This window comes from Fulvitalea axinellae (assembly GCF_036492835.1).
In the GTDB taxonomy this organism is placed as follows: domain Bacteria; phylum Bacteroidota; class Bacteroidia; order Cytophagales; family Cyclobacteriaceae; genus Fulvitalea; species Fulvitalea axinellae.
Genome location: NZ_AP025314.1, coordinates 1,822,216 through 1,842,668, shown reverse-complemented (window position 1 = coordinate 1,842,668; position 20,453 = coordinate 1,822,216). Strand labels below are relative to the sequence as shown.

At 45.6% G+C, this 20,453-nt stretch carries 10 protein-coding genes; 1 reads left to right on the top strand and 9 read right to left on the bottom strand.

The features are described from left to right. Positions 1 to 199: 199 nt before the first annotated feature. Positions 200 to 1,519: a Na+/H+ antiporter NhaC family protein gene (locus AABK39_RS07370; protein ID WP_338394277.1), complete on the top strand. Its 1,320-nt coding sequence runs from the start codon at positions 200 to 202 to the stop codon at positions 1,517 to 1,519. An 81-nt stretch (positions 1,520 to 1,600) separates the two neighbouring features. Here AABK39_RS07370 and AABK39_RS07365 read toward each other — a convergent pair whose 3' ends face one another. The 9 genes from AABK39_RS07365 to AABK39_RS07325 all read right to left on the bottom strand — a co-directional run bounded on the left by AABK39_RS07365 (position 1,601) and on the right by AABK39_RS07325 (position 19,713). Next, positions 1,601 to 3,061: an aminoacyl-histidine dipeptidase gene (locus AABK39_RS07365; RefSeq protein WP_338394276.1), complete on the bottom strand. Its 1,461-nt coding sequence runs from the start codon at positions 3,059 to 3,061 to the stop codon at positions 1,601 to 1,603. 163 nt (positions 3,062 to 3,224) lie between these two features. After that, positions 3,225 to 5,624 carry a hypothetical protein gene (locus tag AABK39_RS07360; protein WP_338394275.1) on the bottom strand — a complete coding sequence of 800 codons (2,400 nt, stop codon included), beginning with the start codon at positions 5,622 to 5,624 and terminating at the stop codon, positions 3,225 to 3,227. 373 nt (positions 5,625 to 5,997) lie between these two features. Then, on the bottom strand, positions 5,998 to 6,351 hold the full coding sequence (locus tag AABK39_RS07355; protein ID WP_338394274.1) for a hypothetical protein: 354 nt from the start codon (positions 6,349 to 6,351) through the stop codon (positions 5,998 to 6,000). A 94-nt stretch (positions 6,352 to 6,445) separates the two neighbouring features. After that, complete coding sequence (locus AABK39_RS07350) at positions 6,446 to 7,906, bottom strand: IS5 family transposase (RefSeq protein WP_338392687.1); 1,461 nt, start codon at positions 7,904 to 7,906, stop codon at positions 6,446 to 6,448. Between the two features lie 178 nt (positions 7,907 to 8,084). Next, positions 8,085 to 8,555 (bottom strand): hypothetical protein, encoded by a 471-nt coding sequence (locus AABK39_RS07345; RefSeq protein WP_338394273.1) that lies wholly within the window; start codon positions 8,553 to 8,555, stop codon positions 8,085 to 8,087. 352 nt (positions 8,556 to 8,907) lie between these two features. Then, entirely contained in the window at positions 8,908 to 10,521 is a 1,614-nt protein-coding gene (locus AABK39_RS07340) for a SusD/RagB family nutrient-binding outer membrane lipoprotein (protein ID WP_338394272.1), read from the bottom strand. Positions 10,522 to 10,596: 75 nt separating this feature from the next. Beyond that, positions 10,597 to 13,821: a SusC/RagA family TonB-linked outer membrane protein gene (locus AABK39_RS07335; protein WP_338394271.1), complete on the bottom strand. Its 3,225-nt coding sequence runs from the start codon at positions 13,819 to 13,821 to the stop codon at positions 10,597 to 10,599. 833 nt (positions 13,822 to 14,654) lie between these two features. After that, positions 14,655 to 16,370 carry a SusD/RagB family nutrient-binding outer membrane lipoprotein gene (locus AABK39_RS07330; protein WP_338394270.1) on the bottom strand — a complete coding sequence of 572 codons (1,716 nt, stop codon included), beginning with the start codon at positions 16,368 to 16,370 and terminating at the stop codon, positions 14,655 to 14,657. A gap of 19 nt (positions 16,371 to 16,389) precedes the next feature. Further along, a complete protein-coding gene (locus AABK39_RS07325; protein WP_338394269.1) occupies positions 16,390 to 19,713 on the bottom strand; it encodes a SusC/RagA family TonB-linked outer membrane protein in 3,324 nt (1,107 codons plus the stop codon). Positions 19,714 to 20,453 lie beyond the last annotated feature (740 nt).

Here is a 20,453-nt window from a genome sequence, read left to right as displayed (position 1 = left end):
TTCTGCCGTTATAATGATCAGAAAACCCTAAAAGACAAACAGCGAAAGCCCCGCAAGGTTACATGAGATTTTGCCTCATTTTGTTTCGGACAAATTTTGTTTTGCACTAAAATGACAATGCCGTCATTTATCACAACCCACTCCTACTTATATAAAAAAATTAGGTTTATTTTTGCCGACTGGCTTTCAAACAGAAATAATGACATCGAATTCGGCAAAACACAAAGGGAACCCGGTGGCGCTACTCCCCCTGGTAATTTTCCTCGTCACATATTTGGGCGTATCGCTAATTTCTGGCGATTTCTACAAAATGCCCGCCGTAATATCGTTCCTTATCGCGGCGATTTCGGCTTTTTTCATCAAGGCCAAAGAGCCTTTCGGACCCAAAGCGGAAATTTTCTCAAAAGGTGCGGGCAATTCCGACATTGTAATGATGTGCGTGATATTCGTGCTGGCCGGGGCCTTCGCCCAGACCGCACGGGCCATGGGCGCCGTTGACGCTACCGTAAACCTTGGGCTCAGCCTTTTGCCTAGCAATGTCTTGCTGGCAGGCGTATTTATTATCGCTTGTTTCATCTCGCTTTCGGTAGGCACTAGCGTGGGAACCATCGCAGCATTGGCACCCATGGCCGTAGGGCTCGCCGAACAAACCGGCGGGCCGACCTCTTTGGCGCTGAGTGCAGTGGTGGGTGGCGCCATGTTCGGAGACAACCTGTCGATGATCTCCGACACAACCATCGCGGCGACCAGGACGCAAGGTTGCTCGATGAAAGACAAGTTCAGGGCTAACTTGCCCATCGTTTTTCCAGCGGCCATCTGCACGGCCCTTATTTACGCAATTATAGGTCTAGGCGGACATTACCAAGCTCCCGCCATCGCACAAACCGAAATCCTGAAAATACTGCCATACGTAGCCGTTCTGATCGCAGCACTGTTTGGTATGAACGTGTTCGCCGTTCTGATTATGGGAACATTGCTATGCGGTTGCATCGGTATGGCTACAGGCAGTTTTGACTTTTGGGGTTTTGTCGCCGCGGCCAACAAAGGCATTCACGGCATGGCCGACCTGATTATCCTGTCATTGCTTATTGGCGGGACTGTCGCGCTGATCGGACACTATGGCGGCATTCAGTTTTTACTTAAAAAAGTATTGGGCAAAATACGGGGACGGAAAAGTGCGGAAGCCGGAATCGTCGCGTTGACAGGCATCGTAAACCTTTGTACGGCAAACAATACTGTAGCGATTATCACTGCGGGACCAATCGTTAAGAAAATTGCGGACGAATATGGGGTTTCTCCAAAAAGATCCGCCAGTTTAATGGACACTTCCTCCTGTTTTTTCCAAGGGACCATTCCTTATGGAGCCCAATTGCTTACCGCCGTGAGTGTAGCCGGATTCGCTGTCACTCCGCTGGAAGTCATGCAATACCTGTTCTACCCTTATTTGATGGGCGTAAGTGTGTTGTTAGGGGTGTTGCCGGTTTGGAAAAGTTTCAGAAAATTGAAAGCAACAAGCTAATTGCTTCTTCTTTGGAACAATAAAGGACCGCTTCACGAGAAGCCGTCCTTTATTTTTTCACCTCTATTTTCTTCAGTCTGATTATTTCTTCGGAATATTCTTAAGAATATCTATCAGATAGTTCCAGAAACGCTCAACGGTAGGAATCTCCACCATCTCGTCAGGCGAGTGCGGGTTATGGATCGTCGGGCCGAAAGAAATCATATCCATTTCCGGATAGTTACGGCCGATGATTCCGCATTCCAAACCAGCGTGAACAGCGTTAACCACAGGCTCTTGTCCGGGGAAGTTGGCTTTGAATCGCTCTGTCAAAACGCCTACAATAGCGGCTTCCGGCTTTGGTTTCCACCCCGGGTAGTCGCCAGTTTGCTCCACATCGTAACCTGCGGTTTCAAAGGCGGCACGAACGGCGTTAGCGGCGTCGGCTTTGCCAGATTCCACCGAACTGCGCGTAAGTGACTGCGACTCGATTTTTCCGCCACGCACCAACACTCGGGCCAAGTTTGTAGATGTTTCCACCAAACCTTCAATCTCGTCGCTCATGCGCAATACTCCGTTCGGGCAGGCGTATACGGCGTTAAGCAATGCTTTCTGGTCGGTTGTAGCCATTACCTCCGCCAGAACATTAGTCTTAACAGCTTCGATGTTGAGGCTCGTTTCGCGGGCCTTGAGCTCTTCAGCTACGGTTTCGGCCATCTCCTTAATGTACGCTTCGAAGGCATCCGCTTTGTCAGCCTCTACAGTCACCACAGCGAACGATTCGCGCGGGATAGCGTTGCGCAATCCGCCTCCGTCCACTTCAGCCACTCTCAAACCAAAGCTTGAAGCGCCATAGAGCAAGCGGTTCATGATCTTGTTGGCGTTGCCGCGTCCCAAGTGGATTTCTCCGCCCGAATGACCGCCCTTCAGGCCGTTTACCACGATTTTATAAGCTACGGCTCCGGCCGGTGTCGCTTCGGTTTGGTATGTTCCGGTGAGGTTAGTGTCGATACCGCCGGCACAACCGATGGTCAACTCGCCTTCCTCTTCGGTATCCATATTCAAAAGAATATCGGCCTGCAAAACGCCCGCTTCCAATGCGAATGCCCCTGTCATGCCGGTTTCTTCGTCTATGGTAAATAGCGCTTCCAAAGGACCGTGCTCAATGTCAGTCGCCTCAAGTACGGACATGGCCGCCGCCACTCCGATTCCGTTATCAGAACCCAATGTCGTTCCTTCAGCCTTCAGCCAATCTCCGTCGATATAAGAGCGGATCCCTTCCGTATCGAAATCGAAATCCGTATCGGCGTTTTTCTGGTGCACCATATCCACGTGGGCTTGGAGCACTACGGCCTGACGATCTTCCATTCCAGGGGTGGCGGGCTTGCGAATCACTATGTTGCCAACTTTGTCAACATAAGTGTCGAGGCCGAGGCTTTCGCCGAAATTCTTCACGAACTCCACCACACGCTCCTCTTTTTTGGAAGCTCTTGGGATTTCGTTCAGTTTTTCAAAATTAGTCCAAAGAGACTGGGGGTTAACCTTTATGATTTCTTGATTCATCACGTTCTGATAAAAATGTTCGCATTAGACCAATATTAATAAAATAATCGGTCACGAGCTATTGCCAAATAAAAAAACGCTACCCATCGGAGAACAAGTTTTGTTGTCTGGCAAAAAAGGCCATACGTAAACCGCATGGCCTTTTTTCAATATTAAGAACTCTTTACAGACTCAACGATTCTCGCCCTATCCGCAAAGTCTTGGAAACGTACGGTATCGGGTAAGCGGAAATCCACACTTCCGGGTTTAGCTCCACCTCTTTTTTCTTGCAAAGAATCCGCACACTTATATCTTCCCCGATCATCGATCTATCCACAGGAATGTAAAAAGTGTTGTTTTTCCCTCCATAGCCTTTACGGGTTGTTTCCCAATCATTGAACGCATATGACGGCGCCCTATCTGGACTCCCGACATACCGGTCTCCGATCTTAAGCGCCACCACGGCCCCGTCTTCGCCATATTCGCCGTTTACGGCTACGCAAATATAAGCGTGCTCGCTTGCTTCGTCCAAACGGACGTTGGCTTCCCAAGCCGATTGCGCCACAAAACTGGCATCAAAAAGGTTGGACCCTCTCCAGTCCGCACGGTCAAGCGACTTGCCTGAACGGTAACCCTTCACTTCCAACACCCGCATTGGCGCCGGCGACATCTTAACATACCGGACAGAATCTGCGTTCCGCAAATCGACAACCATCCGCTCGCCAGCCAAAAACGTTATCCTTTTCCATTCTTCCAGATCTTTCGACACGTAAACATAATTGCCTTCATCAAGCTTGAGCGGTTGCATCGAAAACTCATCGGGAGTCGTTAACACCAAGCTGTCCAACACTTGTATTTTACCGAGGTCTATTCTCAGAGCACGTTTATAGTTTCTCGATTCCCGCCACCGCATCGTAGGCGAAAATGCAGTTTCCAGATCGTCGTCAAACATAAACTCGTCCACCAATTCACGACGTTTGATCAACGGTTGGTCAAAGAAAGTTTTGCGCGCTTTGATGACCTCGGGAATTTGGCTTTCGCCAGAACGTTTTATCGCTCGGAACTCAAGGGCGTTATTATCGGCGGCAAAACATGTGGCCTCGTAAAGTGTGGAAGCGTCCGACGGAACGGGAGTTTGCGTAGCAACCCCCAATTTACGGTGATATTTTTCCTTTGGAGCTCGCCCATCAAAGTGAACCCGCAAGCTACGGTTCGTACTTATGCGAACTGGCTTTCCGTCTAAGTCCGCCACGTTTATTTCATTTTGAAAGCCTACAAATTTGATTTTCTTAGTCGATCCCGGCATTGCCAACAGTTTTACTTCTACAGGTTTGCCTTCGACATTACGAACAACCTCAAAATCGCAACCTTTGACACCTATTTCACCATCGTCCTTATTCGAAATTTTAAGCAAGCAAACCCTAAACGGCAACACCTCGACCTCTATTTCGTCGCCATAGTTTTTGTCTTCCAGAATTCTTTCAACAGGGAAATATTGGCGTAAACGAATCTTCTCCCCTTGCATTAACCCAATGCTTTCGTCCAACTTCACTTTGCAACTTACCGGCTCCCAAGTCAAATTCCTAAGCGTCAAAAGTCTGGTATCCTTGTCACCACGGGCTACGGCATAGGGGCCGTATCGCTCTTCCGGAAGTCGTATTCCGTCCACTAATATATCCCTGTATTTTCGATGGAGATTAAACACCCTGGCCAGTTTCGGGTATTCGTCGTCACGCAGAAACATCGGGCTACCGTAAATCTGCGGCGCCAAAACCAGATTTCGGTTAAAAGCCTGCAATACCAGATCGTCTTCCCAATAATCCAGACAAGACGATAGGCAAACGCCATGGTCTTCGGTAAGGCGAGTCAAATTCGGGGTTAGCCCACGGCTAATCGCTCCAGCACGGTGATGAGGCGCAGTGTTTTGGTTAAAACTATGCACGTCAATATACGTCTCTTTTCCGCCGAGCAGATAAGTGGTGGAATGCTTTGTTCCCTGTCCCAAATCCAGGCGGTGGTTAAGCAACACGAGATTGGGCTCGTATTTCCGGCATTCGGTCATCATTTTGTCGAAAGCCTCGTACTTTTCAGGGCGTAACTGTCCGCAAACGGCGTCCATTTTAAACAGATCGAAATTAAAATCCCTACAGAGCGACACCATCATTTCGTGGCGGGCTTTCGCCTCTTCCGGCGTATTCCCAAAGCCGTCCGGTCCTCCCCAAAGGCCAAGGCTGGTTCCGTTTTCCGTCGCAAATTTTGAGACTGGCCCAAAACCCTCGGGAAATTGCTTGAGAAAACGCAGAGAACCCATTTCCCCGTAAAATTTTTTCCCGTCAATAGCCCCTGCGTCGAATGCGTAAATATCCAGACGCATGCCGTATTCTTCCCTTAGCCATTTGAAAAACTCCAGATTGGCCATAGTCTGCGCTTCGGTCGGCCCTTCGTTCGTATTGTTTATCCAAGTAAAATATTCGGACCTGGACGGTGTTCTTTCGTCCGCCCCCGGAAAGACTTTATTCTTTTGGGCAAAGGCTAAACAAGAAAAAACACCAAGGAAAACCGTTAAGAAGATTCTGTTTGTCATTTCATTCTATTTAAATAAAAAATGAGCGAAAGCGCTCCGTATTCACACGCAACTTAGGTTTACACATTTTTTCCGGCTACGAAAAAATGACCAGTCGAAAACAAAAAATGATCTGGGTTTGAACTTCAACAATTATCCGACTTTTCCGGAAAACGCCAACGCAGGTTGTAAAAATTGATCGTAGGTCAAAAAATGACATCTAAAGTTTTGCAACAAAATTACCTCGGACCATTAATAAAGACTATGCCCATTCCGTTTTCAGCGAAAAAGTCGGCGATCAGGAAAAGGAAATAGTTTCCGCTGGTTCTCTTGCCTTTTCTTCAATGGATAAATCAATCGAAGCAATACAATTTATGCTTTGATGTGATGAATTTTATTTCGCGTAACTCTTCACAAAAGAGTTATCAAGTTCTAAAATGTGCGGGCTCCCTTTCTCTTCAGGGACCCATCCATTTTTCAGCCCCGCTTTTATTACTCTTGAAATATCGCTTGGCTTGAATACAGGATAATTTTCTTTGCCGTATTTTCCATACTCTGAAAAGTCAAGCCAAAAGTTCCGTGTTACAATTCCATGAACCGTCAAAACACTGCCTTCTCCCGAAGCTATCTGTATCGTTAAATTAAGACGGAAGTTCCAATCATTATCAATCTTGGATGTGGAAATTGAATAACGGAAATCCACACCGTCTACAGTTATAGGTCTACTCTTTTTCTTTGATAATGACATTCGTTTTAATTTTATCACGTTTAACGTTTAGTTAGGGTTTACTGAAAAAGCCCAGGGGCCTACCCGGCTAGGATATTGGCCAGGCAGTCCTTTCCTATTTCTTTTCGCTGTCTTGAAGCCATGTTCCGTATTTCCAGCTCAGGAAAACAAGGTCAAAAAAGATTTCGCTCTGAAATCTTTTCAAGTTGGACACGAAGAAAATGCAGGCGATCCATGAAAGCGAAGTGTCCGCTCTCCTTGCCTGTATTTTGTCCAATCCGTGTCCCCGTTTCACTTCCCCGAATTTTCCTTCCGCCCTGCTCCGGTGCCGTTGGTGAAGCGTCCGGTTTTCCTTGCGTTCCCTGATTTTTTCGGGACTTGAGGGAGGCCTTCCCAACGGGGAGCCCACGAATTCCACACCCGCGCCGGACATGGTCTGCCGGGCGTTCCTGTTTCCGTAAATCTTGTCCCCGACGAATTTGCCGAGCTTCATTTCCGGGTTTCTCTCCCCGAAACTGTCGATGTGCCCGCGGATCACTTCCGCGTCACCCTCGTAGTAAGCGTCCCATTGCGCCTTGTCCAGATAGGAATAGCCTTCGTGAAGGCTTACGGACAATTTGGCGCCGAACTCGGTGTCGCTTCCGTTTTTGCCCCGGACTATCGGCCGGACATGGGGCTGGAAGACGTTCACGATGCGGCCGTCCACCCTGTTGGCACCGGTCTCCAGCATGAGCGACTGTTGCCTGGCGATTTCGTGAAGCACCATCAGAATCTTCAAAAACCTGCTTTTTAGGCGTATAACGCCCTTGTTGGCCTCTATGAGGCTGTCGATATGCCGTAGGTTCCGTTCCAGATAATTCAGCTGTCGGCGTGCGCACACGCGCCAGAATTCGGCTCCTTTCCTCTTTTTTCTCGTCGCCCCGACATATTCCCTATGGGCTTTATCCCGGTAAGTCCGGGGCTTTTTGGATAAACCGGAATCCCTGGCGACGGGCCAAAGGAGGTCGATGATTTTCTCCGACTGCACCCTCGCCGTAGCCAACAGCCCAAGGTCCGTGGGGTATGGAATCTCTTGCGGCGCCACCGTCGCGTCGCAGGAGACAACCCGCTTGTCATCTTCGGCGTCCCCGGAATGCCCGTCTTTGGACCCTTCATCCCGATCGCCCTCCGCAATACGGATCCCCTCGTGTTGCAAAAGCGAACTCATCCTGTTAAAATCCCCGTACCCGAGCCGCTTGCGGACCGTCGTGAACAGCGAAGGGTCAAAGGCCTTTTCCGTGGTGAACGAGCCGAGTCCCACGAAATACTGGAGATACGGATTTTCTTTGATTTGTTCTATCGCCTCGGCGTCCGAAACGTTCAGCTTATGCTTCACGATCAGCGCGCCGATGACCAGCCGGGCCGGTTTGCACGGACTGCCCTTGCCCGTCGACATTTTCGATTCGTAGACCAAACCCAATTCCGCCCAGGGGATGGAGTTGGCCAACTTCACCCATCTGTTTTCCGGGTTAAGGCGCCCTATTTCCGGGTCCAAAAAACCTTCTATACTCAATTGCGAGGAACTTGTCTTGATCATAGGTGCAAGGGAAAAAATGCTCTCAGTCCTTTCTATGGCCAATTTACGAATATTCCCTGTGCTTTGGAAAGGGAAACAAGCTACCTAATCCACTGATAATCTTGTGGTTTTTACTTTTTCAGTAAACCCTAGTTAAACTGCGTTTTAATGCGGTTGAAGTCTTGTTCGCATTTCACTTTTATAACCAATCCATTGATAAGTTTTCTTTTTTCTCAAATTCACTTGGTGTCATTTGCTCTTTTCCTAAATCTTTTAATATTTCTCGAGCCATCTCCGAAACTTTCACCCAATCAGGATCATTTCTTTTCATTTTCTTATTCAATGTGTTACTTATCATTGGCCTTATGGTTTCTCTCAACAAATATATTTTTGCTCGCACAAATTGAGGAAAATCATAAGAGCCAGATATTACATTTATTGTCTCTTGATGAAAAATAAATTCTAATTCTTCATCTAAAAATTCTGAATATCCAGAAATATCATCTGCCTGTTTATTTTCATAATTCATCGCTATTATATTAAGTATGAAATTTGTTAGGTTATAGATGTATCTTTTGATTCTGAAAATTTTTTCAGAGTCATTTCCTCTGTAATAGAATATAATTAGTGACTTATTCTCAGAATCTTTTACTTCAAATACTTTATTCATTTTTTCTAATGAATGTCAAAATATGAAATAACAAGAAACCCTGCTATTTCTTTTACAAAACATCTCCCCTCACCAAAAAACAGTAAAAATTTAATATCTAAAAAGTTCAACAACAACCTTTATCAGATTAAATACAGCTTAATATTATCAAATATAATTAAAGCTATACACCCATTTCCTAACCTTCCATAAAAAGGTGCCATTTATTTCCCTAATTAAAAAATGATCTGGGTATTTAAAAAATAACATCTAGAATGGCGCAACAAAATTACCTTAGGCTATAAATAAAGAAGCGACGGGACATAAATGCCCACGTCGCCTCATTATGAAGGATTAGTTAATTTACTCTGGATTATTTATCCCACCACAGACGTCCGTAGTATCCGTCGCCATAATCTTGGCGTTCGATAGCGGCACGCTGGATCGGCTGGTTTTCCGGAGTTTCGTCCCAATAAGCGAAACGTCTCGGCAACTCTTTCTGTGACGCTTTGATCACGAACGGGTCGAAGCCCATGTCCGTATCAGCGTTTGGCAAGCCTGTTCTTCTCCAGTTCACCCACGTTTGGTGCGGATCCTTCAAGAAGTGAATGTACGCCTGCGTCATGATTTGCTCCAGACCTTTGGCGTCATTATACTTAACGGTCGGGTTTTCCAAATACGCATCGATATCAGCCGTTTGCGTTCCCTTGTATTTTGGATCCTGAAGATCTTTCAGAATCACGTCATACATGGTGATCGATTGACGGATACCTTGCTCGTACAAATCCTGAGCGTTTTCGCCTGTAATTCCACGCTTGGCCAACTCGGCACGAATAAACGACACCTCAGCGGCAGAGAGAAATACCTCAGCCATTTTGCCGGTAGCGCCATTCCAAGTCGGATGGAAAAGGTGCGGGTTCAGGTACGAAAGCGTATCGACATCGTTGCCATCAAGCGTACGTCTGATAAAGAAACGAGAATCTTCAGCATCGTCCGGGCTAACGGGTCCGCCTACGTAACGATCCGGGTTATAAGTCAACTTAAGCTTTTCGCAATTCTCTTCAGAGTAATCGTTTTCCGTGAAGTAGATTTTCAGACGAGGGTCGTTTGTCTCCGACAAGAAATCGATAAACGGAGCAGTAGCTCTCAATGACTGGAATCCGTCACGAGAAGGGCCACCTTTGTCTCCGTAATTCAAACGGAAGTTGTCCTCGTTGGTGCTAATCACGCCGTCAGCGTCGGCCAACACTTCCGTGATGACTTCTCTGGCTTTAGCCTCATCCACTTTCAACAACCTTGTCGCAAGTCTTAGGCGAATAGAGTTGATGAATTTTTTCCAATTGTCAACATCACCGTTGTAGATGACATCCGCCTTACCGAAGCTGATTTGCTCCTCGCCGTGGTCAGCGTTAAGGTTATCTTTAAGAGTTTTCAACTCTGACAACCAAAGCGGATAAAGCTCCTCAAGCTTATCGTACTTAGGCGTGAAAACCGGATTGTCCTCACGGCCAGTCATAGCTTCGGTGAACGGAACGTCGCCAAACGTATCACCCAAACCGGTGGCGTGGAAAATGATCATCGTACGGGCCATCGCTTTCATATACTGACGGCGGTTTCTGTCCGCCTCCGGCATATTGTCGATAGCGTCAATCGTCGCTACGAAGTTTGGTCCCGTACGCACATAGTGCTGATAAATACGGTTGTTGGCGGTCCATTCCTGGTTCACGTCAAACATAGTGAACTGGTTACCCGAGTTTGGCACAGCATACTGGAACCAAGGCATCAGGTACCTGTAATGGTCACCGAACCACTGACGGGCCGAACCGTCTCCGAAGTAATACAACCCTGAAGTAAACAGCTGATCAGGCATCGGATTAGTTGGGTTCAGCTTATCCGTATTCATGTCCCCGAAATCGTTGTCGCAGCTGGAAAGTGTTCCGGCCAGAACCGCCATCGGGATATATTTCAATAAATTTTGGAATCTCATGAGAATATGTTTTCAAAAATGAAACAACACATACCGTTACAGAAGCGACGCCGGGGCGCCACTTCCGGAATAGACTTACAGTCCGAATTTAACGCTGAAACCGTAGCTTCTAGTAATTGGCATGGCTCCGTATTCGAAAGCAGCACCGTTGTTACTGTTAAACACACCTTCTGGGTTGATGTCTTCAGGGAAGTTAGCCCAGAGATAGCAGAGGTTGTTTCCTACCAACGCTACGCTAGCGTGTCTGAACGGTGTTTTCTCGAGCAAATTCTTAGGCAGACGGTATGTCAAAGACACTTCTCTAAGCGAGATGAAAGAGTTGTCGAAAACCGACGCCTCACGGATACCGCCACCCCATGATCCGAGTGTTCCCCAGTAGGTCTCGGCAGTCATAGGCTCAACGATTCCTTTTTCGTAAGCTTCGGCGTAAGTCATTCCGCTTACGTCCGTACCCTTGATTTCGGTACCTTCCGCAAATACGCCTTCAGGAATAATTCCTTCTTCACGTCCTTCGAGAGTATTCGCCAAACCACCTCGTCCAGTTGAGTAGTGGTGAGTAGCCGAGAACATGTCGCCTCCGATTTTGAAATCGATTACGGTGTTCAAAGTGAAATCCTTGTATTTGAAAGTGTTGGTCAAACCAGCGGTCCAGTCAGGAACCATGCTACCAACCTCAACCTCATCGCCAGAACGCTTGTAAGTACCGTCGGCGTTCATGATAGGCATCCCTTGCTTAGAGGCATCATCTCCCTCATAACGCTTGTAGCCGTAAGGTGTAGAAAGCACACCGTACTCACCGCCAACCATAGCGTAAGAGTAAACGTTCCACTGGGCCGCAAGGCGATATTTGTCAACACCGTCTACGAGCTCCACCACTTCGTTTTTGTTTTTAGCGAAAGTAGCGGTCACATCCCAAGTAAAGTCCTTAGTCTGGATAGCCGTACCGTTCACCTGAACCTCGATACCTTGGTTTCTGATATCACCGGCGTTAATCATACGTCCTGTCACACCTGTAGTCGGTGAAGTCGCAAGGCTAACGATTTGGTCGGTAGTGCTGCTCCAGTAGTAAGCGAAGTCAAGACCGATACGGTTGTTCAGGAATCTCATGTCCGTACCGATTTCGAATGAACGGGTACGCTCAGGCTTCAGGTCCCTGTTCGGCAAGTTGTTAGAGTTCCAAACATATTTCGAAACATCACCGTACTCGCCCGTAAAGTTTCCGTCATTTTTGTAAGTACCTGTCAACTGGTAGGCGCTAGAAATATCATTACCTACCTCAGCGTAAGAAAGTCTTAACTTACCGAAGGTCAAGGCCTCAGGGTTGAAATCAAACGTTTCCGAGAATGCCCAAGAAGCACTAACCGATGGGTAGAAATAAGAATTGTTACCCGATCCGTCCGGCAAAGTAAGCGTTGAAGACCAGTCGTTTCTCAAAGAGAAATCAAGGAAAACCATATTCTTCCAGCTTACGCTACCGAATGAGTAAATGGCGTTAACCTGACGCTCATTCTTGCTAGCGTTTGCCTTAGGATTGTTTACAGAGTTTCCGATAGAAAACAGACCCGGCACACGCAATCCGCCTTGAGTCTGTACTTCAGACTGGAAGTAGTCAGAATACCACTGCTCGCCACCGAATGAAAGGCTAGTGCTCCAATCGGTTCCGAAGTCTTTGTGGAAATTCAACAAAGCTTGGAGACGGTGCTCTGAACGCTCGATATCCTGTTGCTTATAATATCCGTCGCTACCAGCGTTTTTCGGATCTTGGCTCCAGATTTTGTATTCACGCTTAGCGTTCAGGTCATTGATGTTACCCATCAACTGAACGTTAAACCACTCCGTCACCTCAGCGGTCATGCGGAAATCGCCACGGAAAGTTTTCTCGTCGCTCAAACGCTCATTCATATTCAAGTCAAACCAAAGGTCTGATCCGTAATAGTTACGCTGACGGCCACCGTCAGGAGCTCTCCAATTCTCAGTTTGGCTCCAAACAGACGTGTTATAGTTACGAGGCAGGATGTAAGCGAATTTACGTCCGATACTGTTCGTACTGTTCGAGAGGCCCGGAGGGTTTTTACCTTCACCGATCACATAGCTTGCGCCAGCTTCGAATTTCAACCACTCTGTAGCTTTGTGAGTAGCGCGCAAGTTAAAGCTGTTACGCTCAAACGAGTTGTTCGGACTAATACCAGACTGATCAGCCAACGAGTAAGACATACGGTAAGTAGTCTTCTCATTGCCACCGCTTATCGCAACGTTAGTGTTCGACGAACGGCCAGTCTCATAAGCGTCAAGGTAGTTATCCTCTTGAGGAGAGAAAGGTCTGATAACTCCGTCAGGATCACGGAAAAGTGTTCCGTCCATTTTCGGACCCCAGCTTTGCGTAGTGAAGTTCCAGTAAGGCTGGTCACCGTCCATCAACGTTTTTCCGCCTGAACCCGCACCGTAAACATTCTGGAATTCAGGGCCTCTGTAAGCCTGCTCCCACATGAAAGACTGGCTAACGTCAACGCCAATTCCTTTTCTTGACTTACCTTTCTTAGTAGTAATAACTACTACACCGTTCTGTGCTCTAGAACCATAAAGGGCTGTAGCGCCAGCGCCTTTCAGGATAGAAACAGACTCAAAATCATCAGAGTTAAGGTCTTTGATCTGGTTACCCCAGTCTTCTCCACCCCACTCGCCAGCTCCAGTGCCGGCACTTTCGATAAGAACTCCATCGACAACAAACAGAGGCTGGTTATTACCCGCCAACGAGGCGCTACCCCTGATCTCGATCTTTGGAGATGACATCGCTCCGTTGTTCGGCGCCGTGATATTCACACCGGCCACTTTACCGCGAAGCGCATTCACAGCATTCGTTTGGTTAGCTTCCTGAATCGCCGATCCCGAAATATCGGTTACGGAATAACCCAACTTCTTCTTTTCCCTTTTCAGACCGAAAGCCGTCACCACAACCTCTTCAAGCTGTTTAACATCCTCGGCCATAACCACTTCAACGTACGTACGATTGCCAACCGGCTCCTCAACCATGGTGTAACCAATCGCCGAAAATTGCAAAACGGCGCTACTTGAAGGAACCTCAATTGAAAAATGCCCTTCCACGTCCGTCACAGTTCCTGTGGCTGTCCCTTTTACAGCGACCGCCACCCCAATCAGAGCGTCTTTAGTTTTACTGTCAAGCACTTTACCCTTAAGCATCACGCTCTGGGCATTGGCCGCCACACTAAAGACAGTCAAGCACATCAATCCCAAAAACCATGGGATGATAGCCCTTCCCTTGTTCAATAAAGGTGTCAACATAGGCTGAAATAATACTATTGTAAATATGAGATATTAAAAATCGGCGCAACAGCGCCCGTGTTTCTTACCCTGCACAATCCTCTAACACATACACGTCAAACGAGACTCTTCCCCGCAGACCACCCGCACTAGACATAATCCAATTTACAGCCCTTTTTTGAATAGCCTAAACAACTGTTTAAGCATAGAAATTCCGTGCTTGGCCAGATTAGACCAAACTGAGTATAGCATAACGCTACACATTAAGCAATAAAGATCCGAACGCCAAATATTAAGGCATCAAGATGCTAATCGCATACATAAAAAAGGGCCGAAAAACGAACGACAAATACACGCAAAACTACAAATACACCAAACCAGCGTATTCTTGAATTCGCATCTACTCGCTAACGTTCTTTTAAATGAAGTTTTTTCTTAGGACACTTGCCATCGGTCGCTATACGATCGATTGGCGACTAACACAAATTTGAGTTAAAAATATCCGTAACGTGAAAGGCTCTCCCTTTCCCCACTTCCCACTTCACTGCCTAACCTTGAAAACGTCTGTTTTCCCAAGGGAAAACAAGACCAACACAAAATACTAAATTCAAAGAGCACCATCAATTGGAGAAAAACCTCCCGTACTCCTTATGATTCAAATAACGTATAATCAAAAACCAAACACAAACTTTATCATTACTAATTTCATTCATATGACAAACATCTGCTTCTATCCTGTCAAAAAGAAGGCCTTTTTTCTCATAAAAAATACGACATATCCACATATTGGATTTTTCACCATAAAAAAAACCGCCCCGAAGGGCGGTTTAAATTTCAATAAAGCGGAGTATTGGTTAGAGTGTAGAACCAGCCCCCAGCTCAGGGTTGTTCTTGTCCCACCAAAGTCTCTGAGATGAGTAAACTGTCTGGTCTCCCGATTCCAAGCTGAAACCTTGCTCTTCCATAGCCTTCACCCAATTGTCACGGTTGAATTGGCCTGGGTCACCTAAACCATAACGACGTGGGATGTCGGTGATTTCAGCACCTCCACCGATGAGAGTTTCCCAAGGAAGAATAGTAGACGTCTTTTTAGGGAATCCTGTACGACGACACAAAGCGTAAGCCTCAGTTGGCAAGCGGAAAAGGTTGGTATAAGCCTGAAGAACTACTTTCTCGTAATCTTCCGATTTATTTCCAGACAAAGCCACTTCCGATTTTGTCAAATAGGCATTGACCATATCCTCGGTGATTTCCTCATAGTCATAGGCTTTTGCTTTCGCACCCCAATCACTGAAAGTATTAAGGGAAGCTCTTACACCTTTCTCGTACCAGTCTTTGTAATCACCAGCAACATACCCCTTAAGAGTAAATTCGGACATCATGAAGCAAACCTCGGCATAAGAGAACAGAACATCTGTATACACACCTTCACGATCATCCCTGCGAGGAGAAAAGAACGCTCTGTTAATATGCGACAGCTGGTTGTAATTCTTATCCTTAAACTTAACACTTTTGAAGTAAAGGTTCTTCAAAGTCTCATCTTGCGCCTTGTCTGGACTTGGAGGAGCTCCTTGGTAACGATACAATGGATCATTTTCATAATCAAGAATTGACGGCACCAAGTCTGCTTTACCCGCATCTTTCATTTCTTTAATAATCTCCAGAGTGAACTGGTTTTTCTCAAAGAAGATCTTCAAACGAGGGTCATTGTTCCTTTTGAGGAACTTCAAGAAAGCATCACCACCTGACGGCGAACCACGAAAGTCATTAGTCTTACCACCATAGTTCGTAGCTGGGTCCCATACAAACTGATCCGCTTCGCTATCAAAAAGGCCAACATCATCACTGGCCACTTGGGCAAGCACTTCCTTCATCTTATCCAGATCAGCGCTTTCCATACGAGACGCTATACGCAATTTCATTGCGTTAGCCATCTTAACCCACTTCTCCCAATCACTTTCGTAAAGAAAGTCAGAGCTACCATATTTCAAGAAATCACCTTCTTTCTTAAGCGTGGCTATAGCGTTATCCAGCTCCGTAAGCCAAGTCGCATACAAGGTCTGCTGGTTATCATACTTCGGAGAGAAGTTCTTATCATAACGCCCCTGCATCGCTTCAATGTAAGGGATAGAGCCGTACATATCCGTTACCCGCAAACCATGATAAGCCTGAATGATATACGTCACCGCTACCATTTTGTCATACTTCGCAGCTTCTTCGGCAGTCATCTGGCTCACCTGACGACGAATCTCAAAGAGGTTTGGCATAACACCACTATAGAATATCGACATTCTATTCCCCAGAGGTCCAAGCGTGTTAATTTCAACAGAGTTACCACCTCTTGGTGTAACCATCTGCGTCCACGGCATTATCTTCTGATAATTATCATAGAACCATTCCGTGTATTTATAATCACCCATCTGAAACGCTGAATGAGTGAACAAATAAGCAAGGTCTGGCTTGGTTACCACATTAGGGTCGGTATTAACCTCACCAAAGTCATCCGTACAGGCGCTGGTAGCCCCCAAAAGTCCGGCACAAAAAGCCAGTTTATATATAAAACGTTTCATAAGCATGTCAATCTAAAAATTACAGTCCAAAGCTCACTTTAAATCCATAGTTACGCACATATGGCGTAGCCCCATACTCAAACGCATCCGAAGCATTGTTACTAGCGTTAGCTTCTGGGTTAATATTGTCTGGCAACGAATTATAAAGGAAACCAAGGTTTCTGCCATACAACGATACGTTCAAGTTATTCAAGCGCAACTTATCCGTAATACTTCTTGGGAAACGGTAAGAAAGAACAATCTCACGAAGCGCAACGTAAGAAGCCTCGTTAACATACTCTTCAACAATACCTCTGCTCCAGCTACCTAAGAAGTAGTTGAAAGAAGAAACGTGAATCGGTTCGATATGTCCTTTCTCGTAAGCTTCTTCGACAGTCATGCCACCTACGTTCACACCGTTAATTGTAGTCTCGGCTTCGAAAACCATGCCTTTAGGAATGTATCCGTCCTCATAAGTTTTACCGTTCGAGCTTGTCCAAGTGATACCGCCCTGTTCTGCGTCTCTATAAGAGAGCGAGCTTTTGAAAAGACCATTCATTTGTCCGTAACGCTGTGTGAAAGAATAAATGTCTCCACCCATCTTCACGTCAAGGAAAACTCGCATAGACAATCCTTTGTATGAGAAAGTGTTTGTCACACCACCATACCAATCGGACATAATGTTACCAACTGTGGTACGCTCACCATTTCTAGCAGCATAAGGTGACTTCGCTCCGCCATGCCATTTAACGATCACATTACCGTTATCGTCATACTTGTAAGCGGCATCAGTCATCATATCGCCATAATTACCTCCTACGATAGCGTAGGTACCTATACGATCACCGTATGTAGCGTTACCAGACAACGACTTTTCAGTAATTCCCAAATCGTCATCCAACTCAATAATCTTGTTTTGCAGACTAGTGTAGTTGAAGTTAACTTCCCATTTGAAGTCTCCAAGAATAAGCGGGGTAGCATTAACAGCAATCTCGATACCTTTATTCTCGATATTACCAGCATTAAACATCATGCTTGACACACCTGAATAACTAGGAACCCCAAGACTCAAAATCTGGTCATAAGTATTTTTCTTAAACCATGTAAAGTCTACACCCAAGCGATTTTCGAAAAATCTCAAGTCAGCTCCGAATTCGATCGCTTTAGAACGCTCAGGCTTAAAGTCTTCAGCAAATACTCTATTCGACTTATACGAGTAAGCCGGTGTAGTTCCCTCATACTTCGTTTCATCAGTCCTCTTATAGCCATCACTAAGCAAGTAAGCACGAGTCCCGTTTCCAACCTCCGCATAAGAAGCTCTAACTTTTCCGAAAGTAAAGAAGCTTGGCATTTCGATGCTTTCAGTGAAAGCCCACGACAAACTTACTGACGGATAGAAAAAGCTGAAATTACCAGTATTATCTGGGTAAGCCATCGTAGAATTCCAGTCATTACGACCTGTGAAATTCAAGAAAAGTGTATTTCTCCAAGCGACATCGCCAAAGTAGTAAGCAGAAATGAACTTACGGTTCTCTTCTTGCCCCCCGTTTGTTTTTGCTTTATCCTTACTGTTTGAAATTGTATAGTTGCCTGGTACAATCAAACCACCGTTGGTTTCAGACACAGACCAACGACCTTTAGTTTCCCAAGATTCACCACCAACAGAAAACGCAACATTCCAATCCTGATTAAGGTCTTTGTTGAAAGTCAACATTGTCTTAGCAAACGTCTGCTCACGGCGTCTGTTTTCAACCTTGTAATTTCCGCCTGCATTATTGATTTTGCTACCAAGTTTTTTCTCTTCGTAGGTAGTGTACTTATTGTCAATGTACCCCTCACCTGTCCAAGTAAGCCAATCATTAATCTGGTAAGTCAACCCAGCTTTCAACCGAAGAATCTCTTCTGTCCTTTCACGATTCTCTTCATAAAGTTGCCAGTACACTGATGTACCAGGGCCTTTACTAACATCTCCATTATTCGTATCAGGCAAACCGCCGTGAGGAGCCTTATAATCATCCTTCCACTTATTAGGGTCATAGTCCCTTGGAAAATAATCATAGATAAACGAACGCTGCACTTTACGCAATGGAGGATTCTCAGCTACCGATTTTGTATAATTGGTCAACACGTCCAATCTAAGACGATCTGTAATCTGACGTCCTAAGCTCAACTGTAATGAATTACGGTCAAAGTTATTGCCTGGATCCACACCCTTTTGGATCATATTCGAATAACCCGCTCTGTATGTAGTTTTTTCATTACCGCCACTCAAGGCAACACTCGTATTATGAGAACGTCCAGTTTCATACAATTCCTTGAAGTTATCTGGTTGAGCACTGTATGTCCCCCAAGACCCATCATACTCGCGAATCTTCTGTCCTTCCATTCTCGGACCCCAACTTGAGGCACCTGTATCTCTAATAGGCTCGCCATCTGAATTAGTCATAAACTGACGAGTATCAAAAGGATCATCATGCCCGCTATATCCAGCAATGAATCCACCTCCGTAAGTATTTTGAAAATCAGGTCCGTCGTAAACCTGCGAGATACCCGAAGAATGAGAAACGTTCACGCCAATCCCTTTACGGGCCTTGCCTTTCTTCGATGTAATAATCACAACACCTTCCAAAGCACGTGATCCGTAAAGAGCGGCCGCAGCAGCACCTTTCAAAACTGTTACAGATTCGAACTCATCAGGGTTCAAGTTTTTAAGGTCATTTCCCCAGTCACTTGTACCCCACATATCACCACCACTAGTACTGCTCTCCATGATAATTCCATCTACCACGAACAACGGTTGAGTATTGCTACCCAAAGTTGAGTTACCACGAATCGTAATACGTGAACCACCGAAAGAACCGCCGGCACCCTGTGTAATCTGAACCCCGGCAACCTTGCCTTGGAGTCCATCAACAGGGTTAACTACCTGAACATCAGAAATGCTTGAGCCTTTCAACTCTGTAACTGAGTAACCCAAGCGCTTTTTCTCTTTCTTAAGACCAAAGGCCGTAACCACAACCTCCTCAAGCTCTTGTACGTCTTCAGTCATCGCAACCTCAACAAACGTACGGTTACCTACGTTTTCTTCCGTAGCCGCATAGCCAATTGCCGAGAACTGAAGAATTGCCGATGAAGAAGGAACCTTAATCGAAAACTGCCCTTCAATATCCGTAACGGTACCCAAGGCTGTTCCCTTTACCGCCACGGCCACCCCGATAAGTCCTTCTTTGGACTCTGCGTCAACAACCTTACCCTTAACCATAATGTCCTGGGCAAATGCTGATGCATTCACTAAGAGCAAACAAAACACACCAAGAAGCCATGGTATGATCGCCCTTTTTTGTTCTGATAAAAATACAAACATAGGCTTAATAATAGATTGTAATATGAAAATTGGCGTAATACGCCACAAAGAATTCACCTTCCAACGCCACTCATGCTCAATTGCACATAACTGTTTATTGGGATAAACCTCTCACTTCATGTATTCGAATCTCTAACAAATACTTTATTGCGTATAACGGCTCAAAGGTTTCCAGTATTGGAAATTCATTTAAGAGGAAAACCCGCAGTAATTTTACTGAGCCCCTAATGCCCTCCTTCTACGCAAGGAGGCAGGAAAATAAATTTGCTTGAGAAACTTTGAAAACAAGAAATACTTAGACGCTATGGCAAACGTCTTTTTGATTGCGCAAAAACCCTTGAAACATCCAGAACATAGGCTTATACATTTTTATACTGTCTCCTAAAAATTAAAATCGAGAAAGACAAACCCACATTTCCAACTTCACTACCGCATCTCTCCTTGAAAACATCACCCGCCCTAAAAGCAGATGAAAGGATAAAATCAAACAAAAATGACTCTTCTTATGACCATCTTTTGTTTTATTGATCCAAAGGAAGACTTTTAAAATCAAAAACACAAGTCTTCGCAGAAATATAATGGCATCTTCAAATCAATTTTCACCATCTCATAAACTAACGACAACAATTTTAAAAAAAACGCAGGAAACTTTGGTAAATAATACTTTTTTATCAATGACATTTCATCTCCCTTTTCCCAACATTCTTACTAACAGTATTTTTATGTAACTTCGAACTCAC

Bases quoted from the DNA above. Each gene is read 5' to 3' on its own strand.
- AABK39_RS07350 (WP_338392687.1), bottom strand. From the start codon at position 7,906: ATGATCAAGACAAGTTCCTCGCAATTGAGTATAGAAGGTTTTTTGGAC.
- AABK39_RS07370 (WP_338394277.1), top strand. From the start codon at position 200: ATGACATCGAATTCGGCAAAACACAAAGGGAACCCGGTGGCGCTACTC.
- AABK39_RS07340 (WP_338394272.1), bottom strand. From the start codon at position 10,521: ATGAGATTCCAAAATTTATTGAAATATATCCCGATGGCGGTTCTGGCC.
- AABK39_RS07365 (WP_338394276.1), bottom strand. From the start codon at position 3,061: ATGAATCAAGAAATCATAAAGGTTAACCCCCAGTCTCTTTGGACTAAT.
- AABK39_RS07335 (WP_338394271.1), bottom strand. From the start codon at position 13,821: ATGTTGACACCTTTATTGAACAAGGGAAGGGCTATCATCCCATGGTTT.
- AABK39_RS07355 (WP_338394274.1), bottom strand. From the start codon at position 6,351: ATGTCATTATCAAAGAAAAAGAGTAGACCTATAACTGTAGACGGTGTG.
- AABK39_RS07330 (WP_338394270.1), bottom strand. From the start codon at position 16,370: ATGAAACGTTTTATATATAAACTGGCTTTTTGTGCCGGACTTTTGGGG.
- AABK39_RS07360 (WP_338394275.1), bottom strand. From the start codon at position 5,624: ATGACAAACAGAATCTTCTTAACGGTTTTCCTTGGTGTTTTTTCTTGT.
- AABK39_RS07325 (WP_338394269.1), bottom strand. From the start codon at position 19,713: ATGTTTGTATTTTTATCAGAACAAAAAAGGGCGATCATACCATGGCTT.
- AABK39_RS07345 (WP_338394273.1), bottom strand. From the start codon at position 8,555: ATGAATAAAGTATTTGAAGTAAAAGATTCTGAGAATAAGTCACTAATT.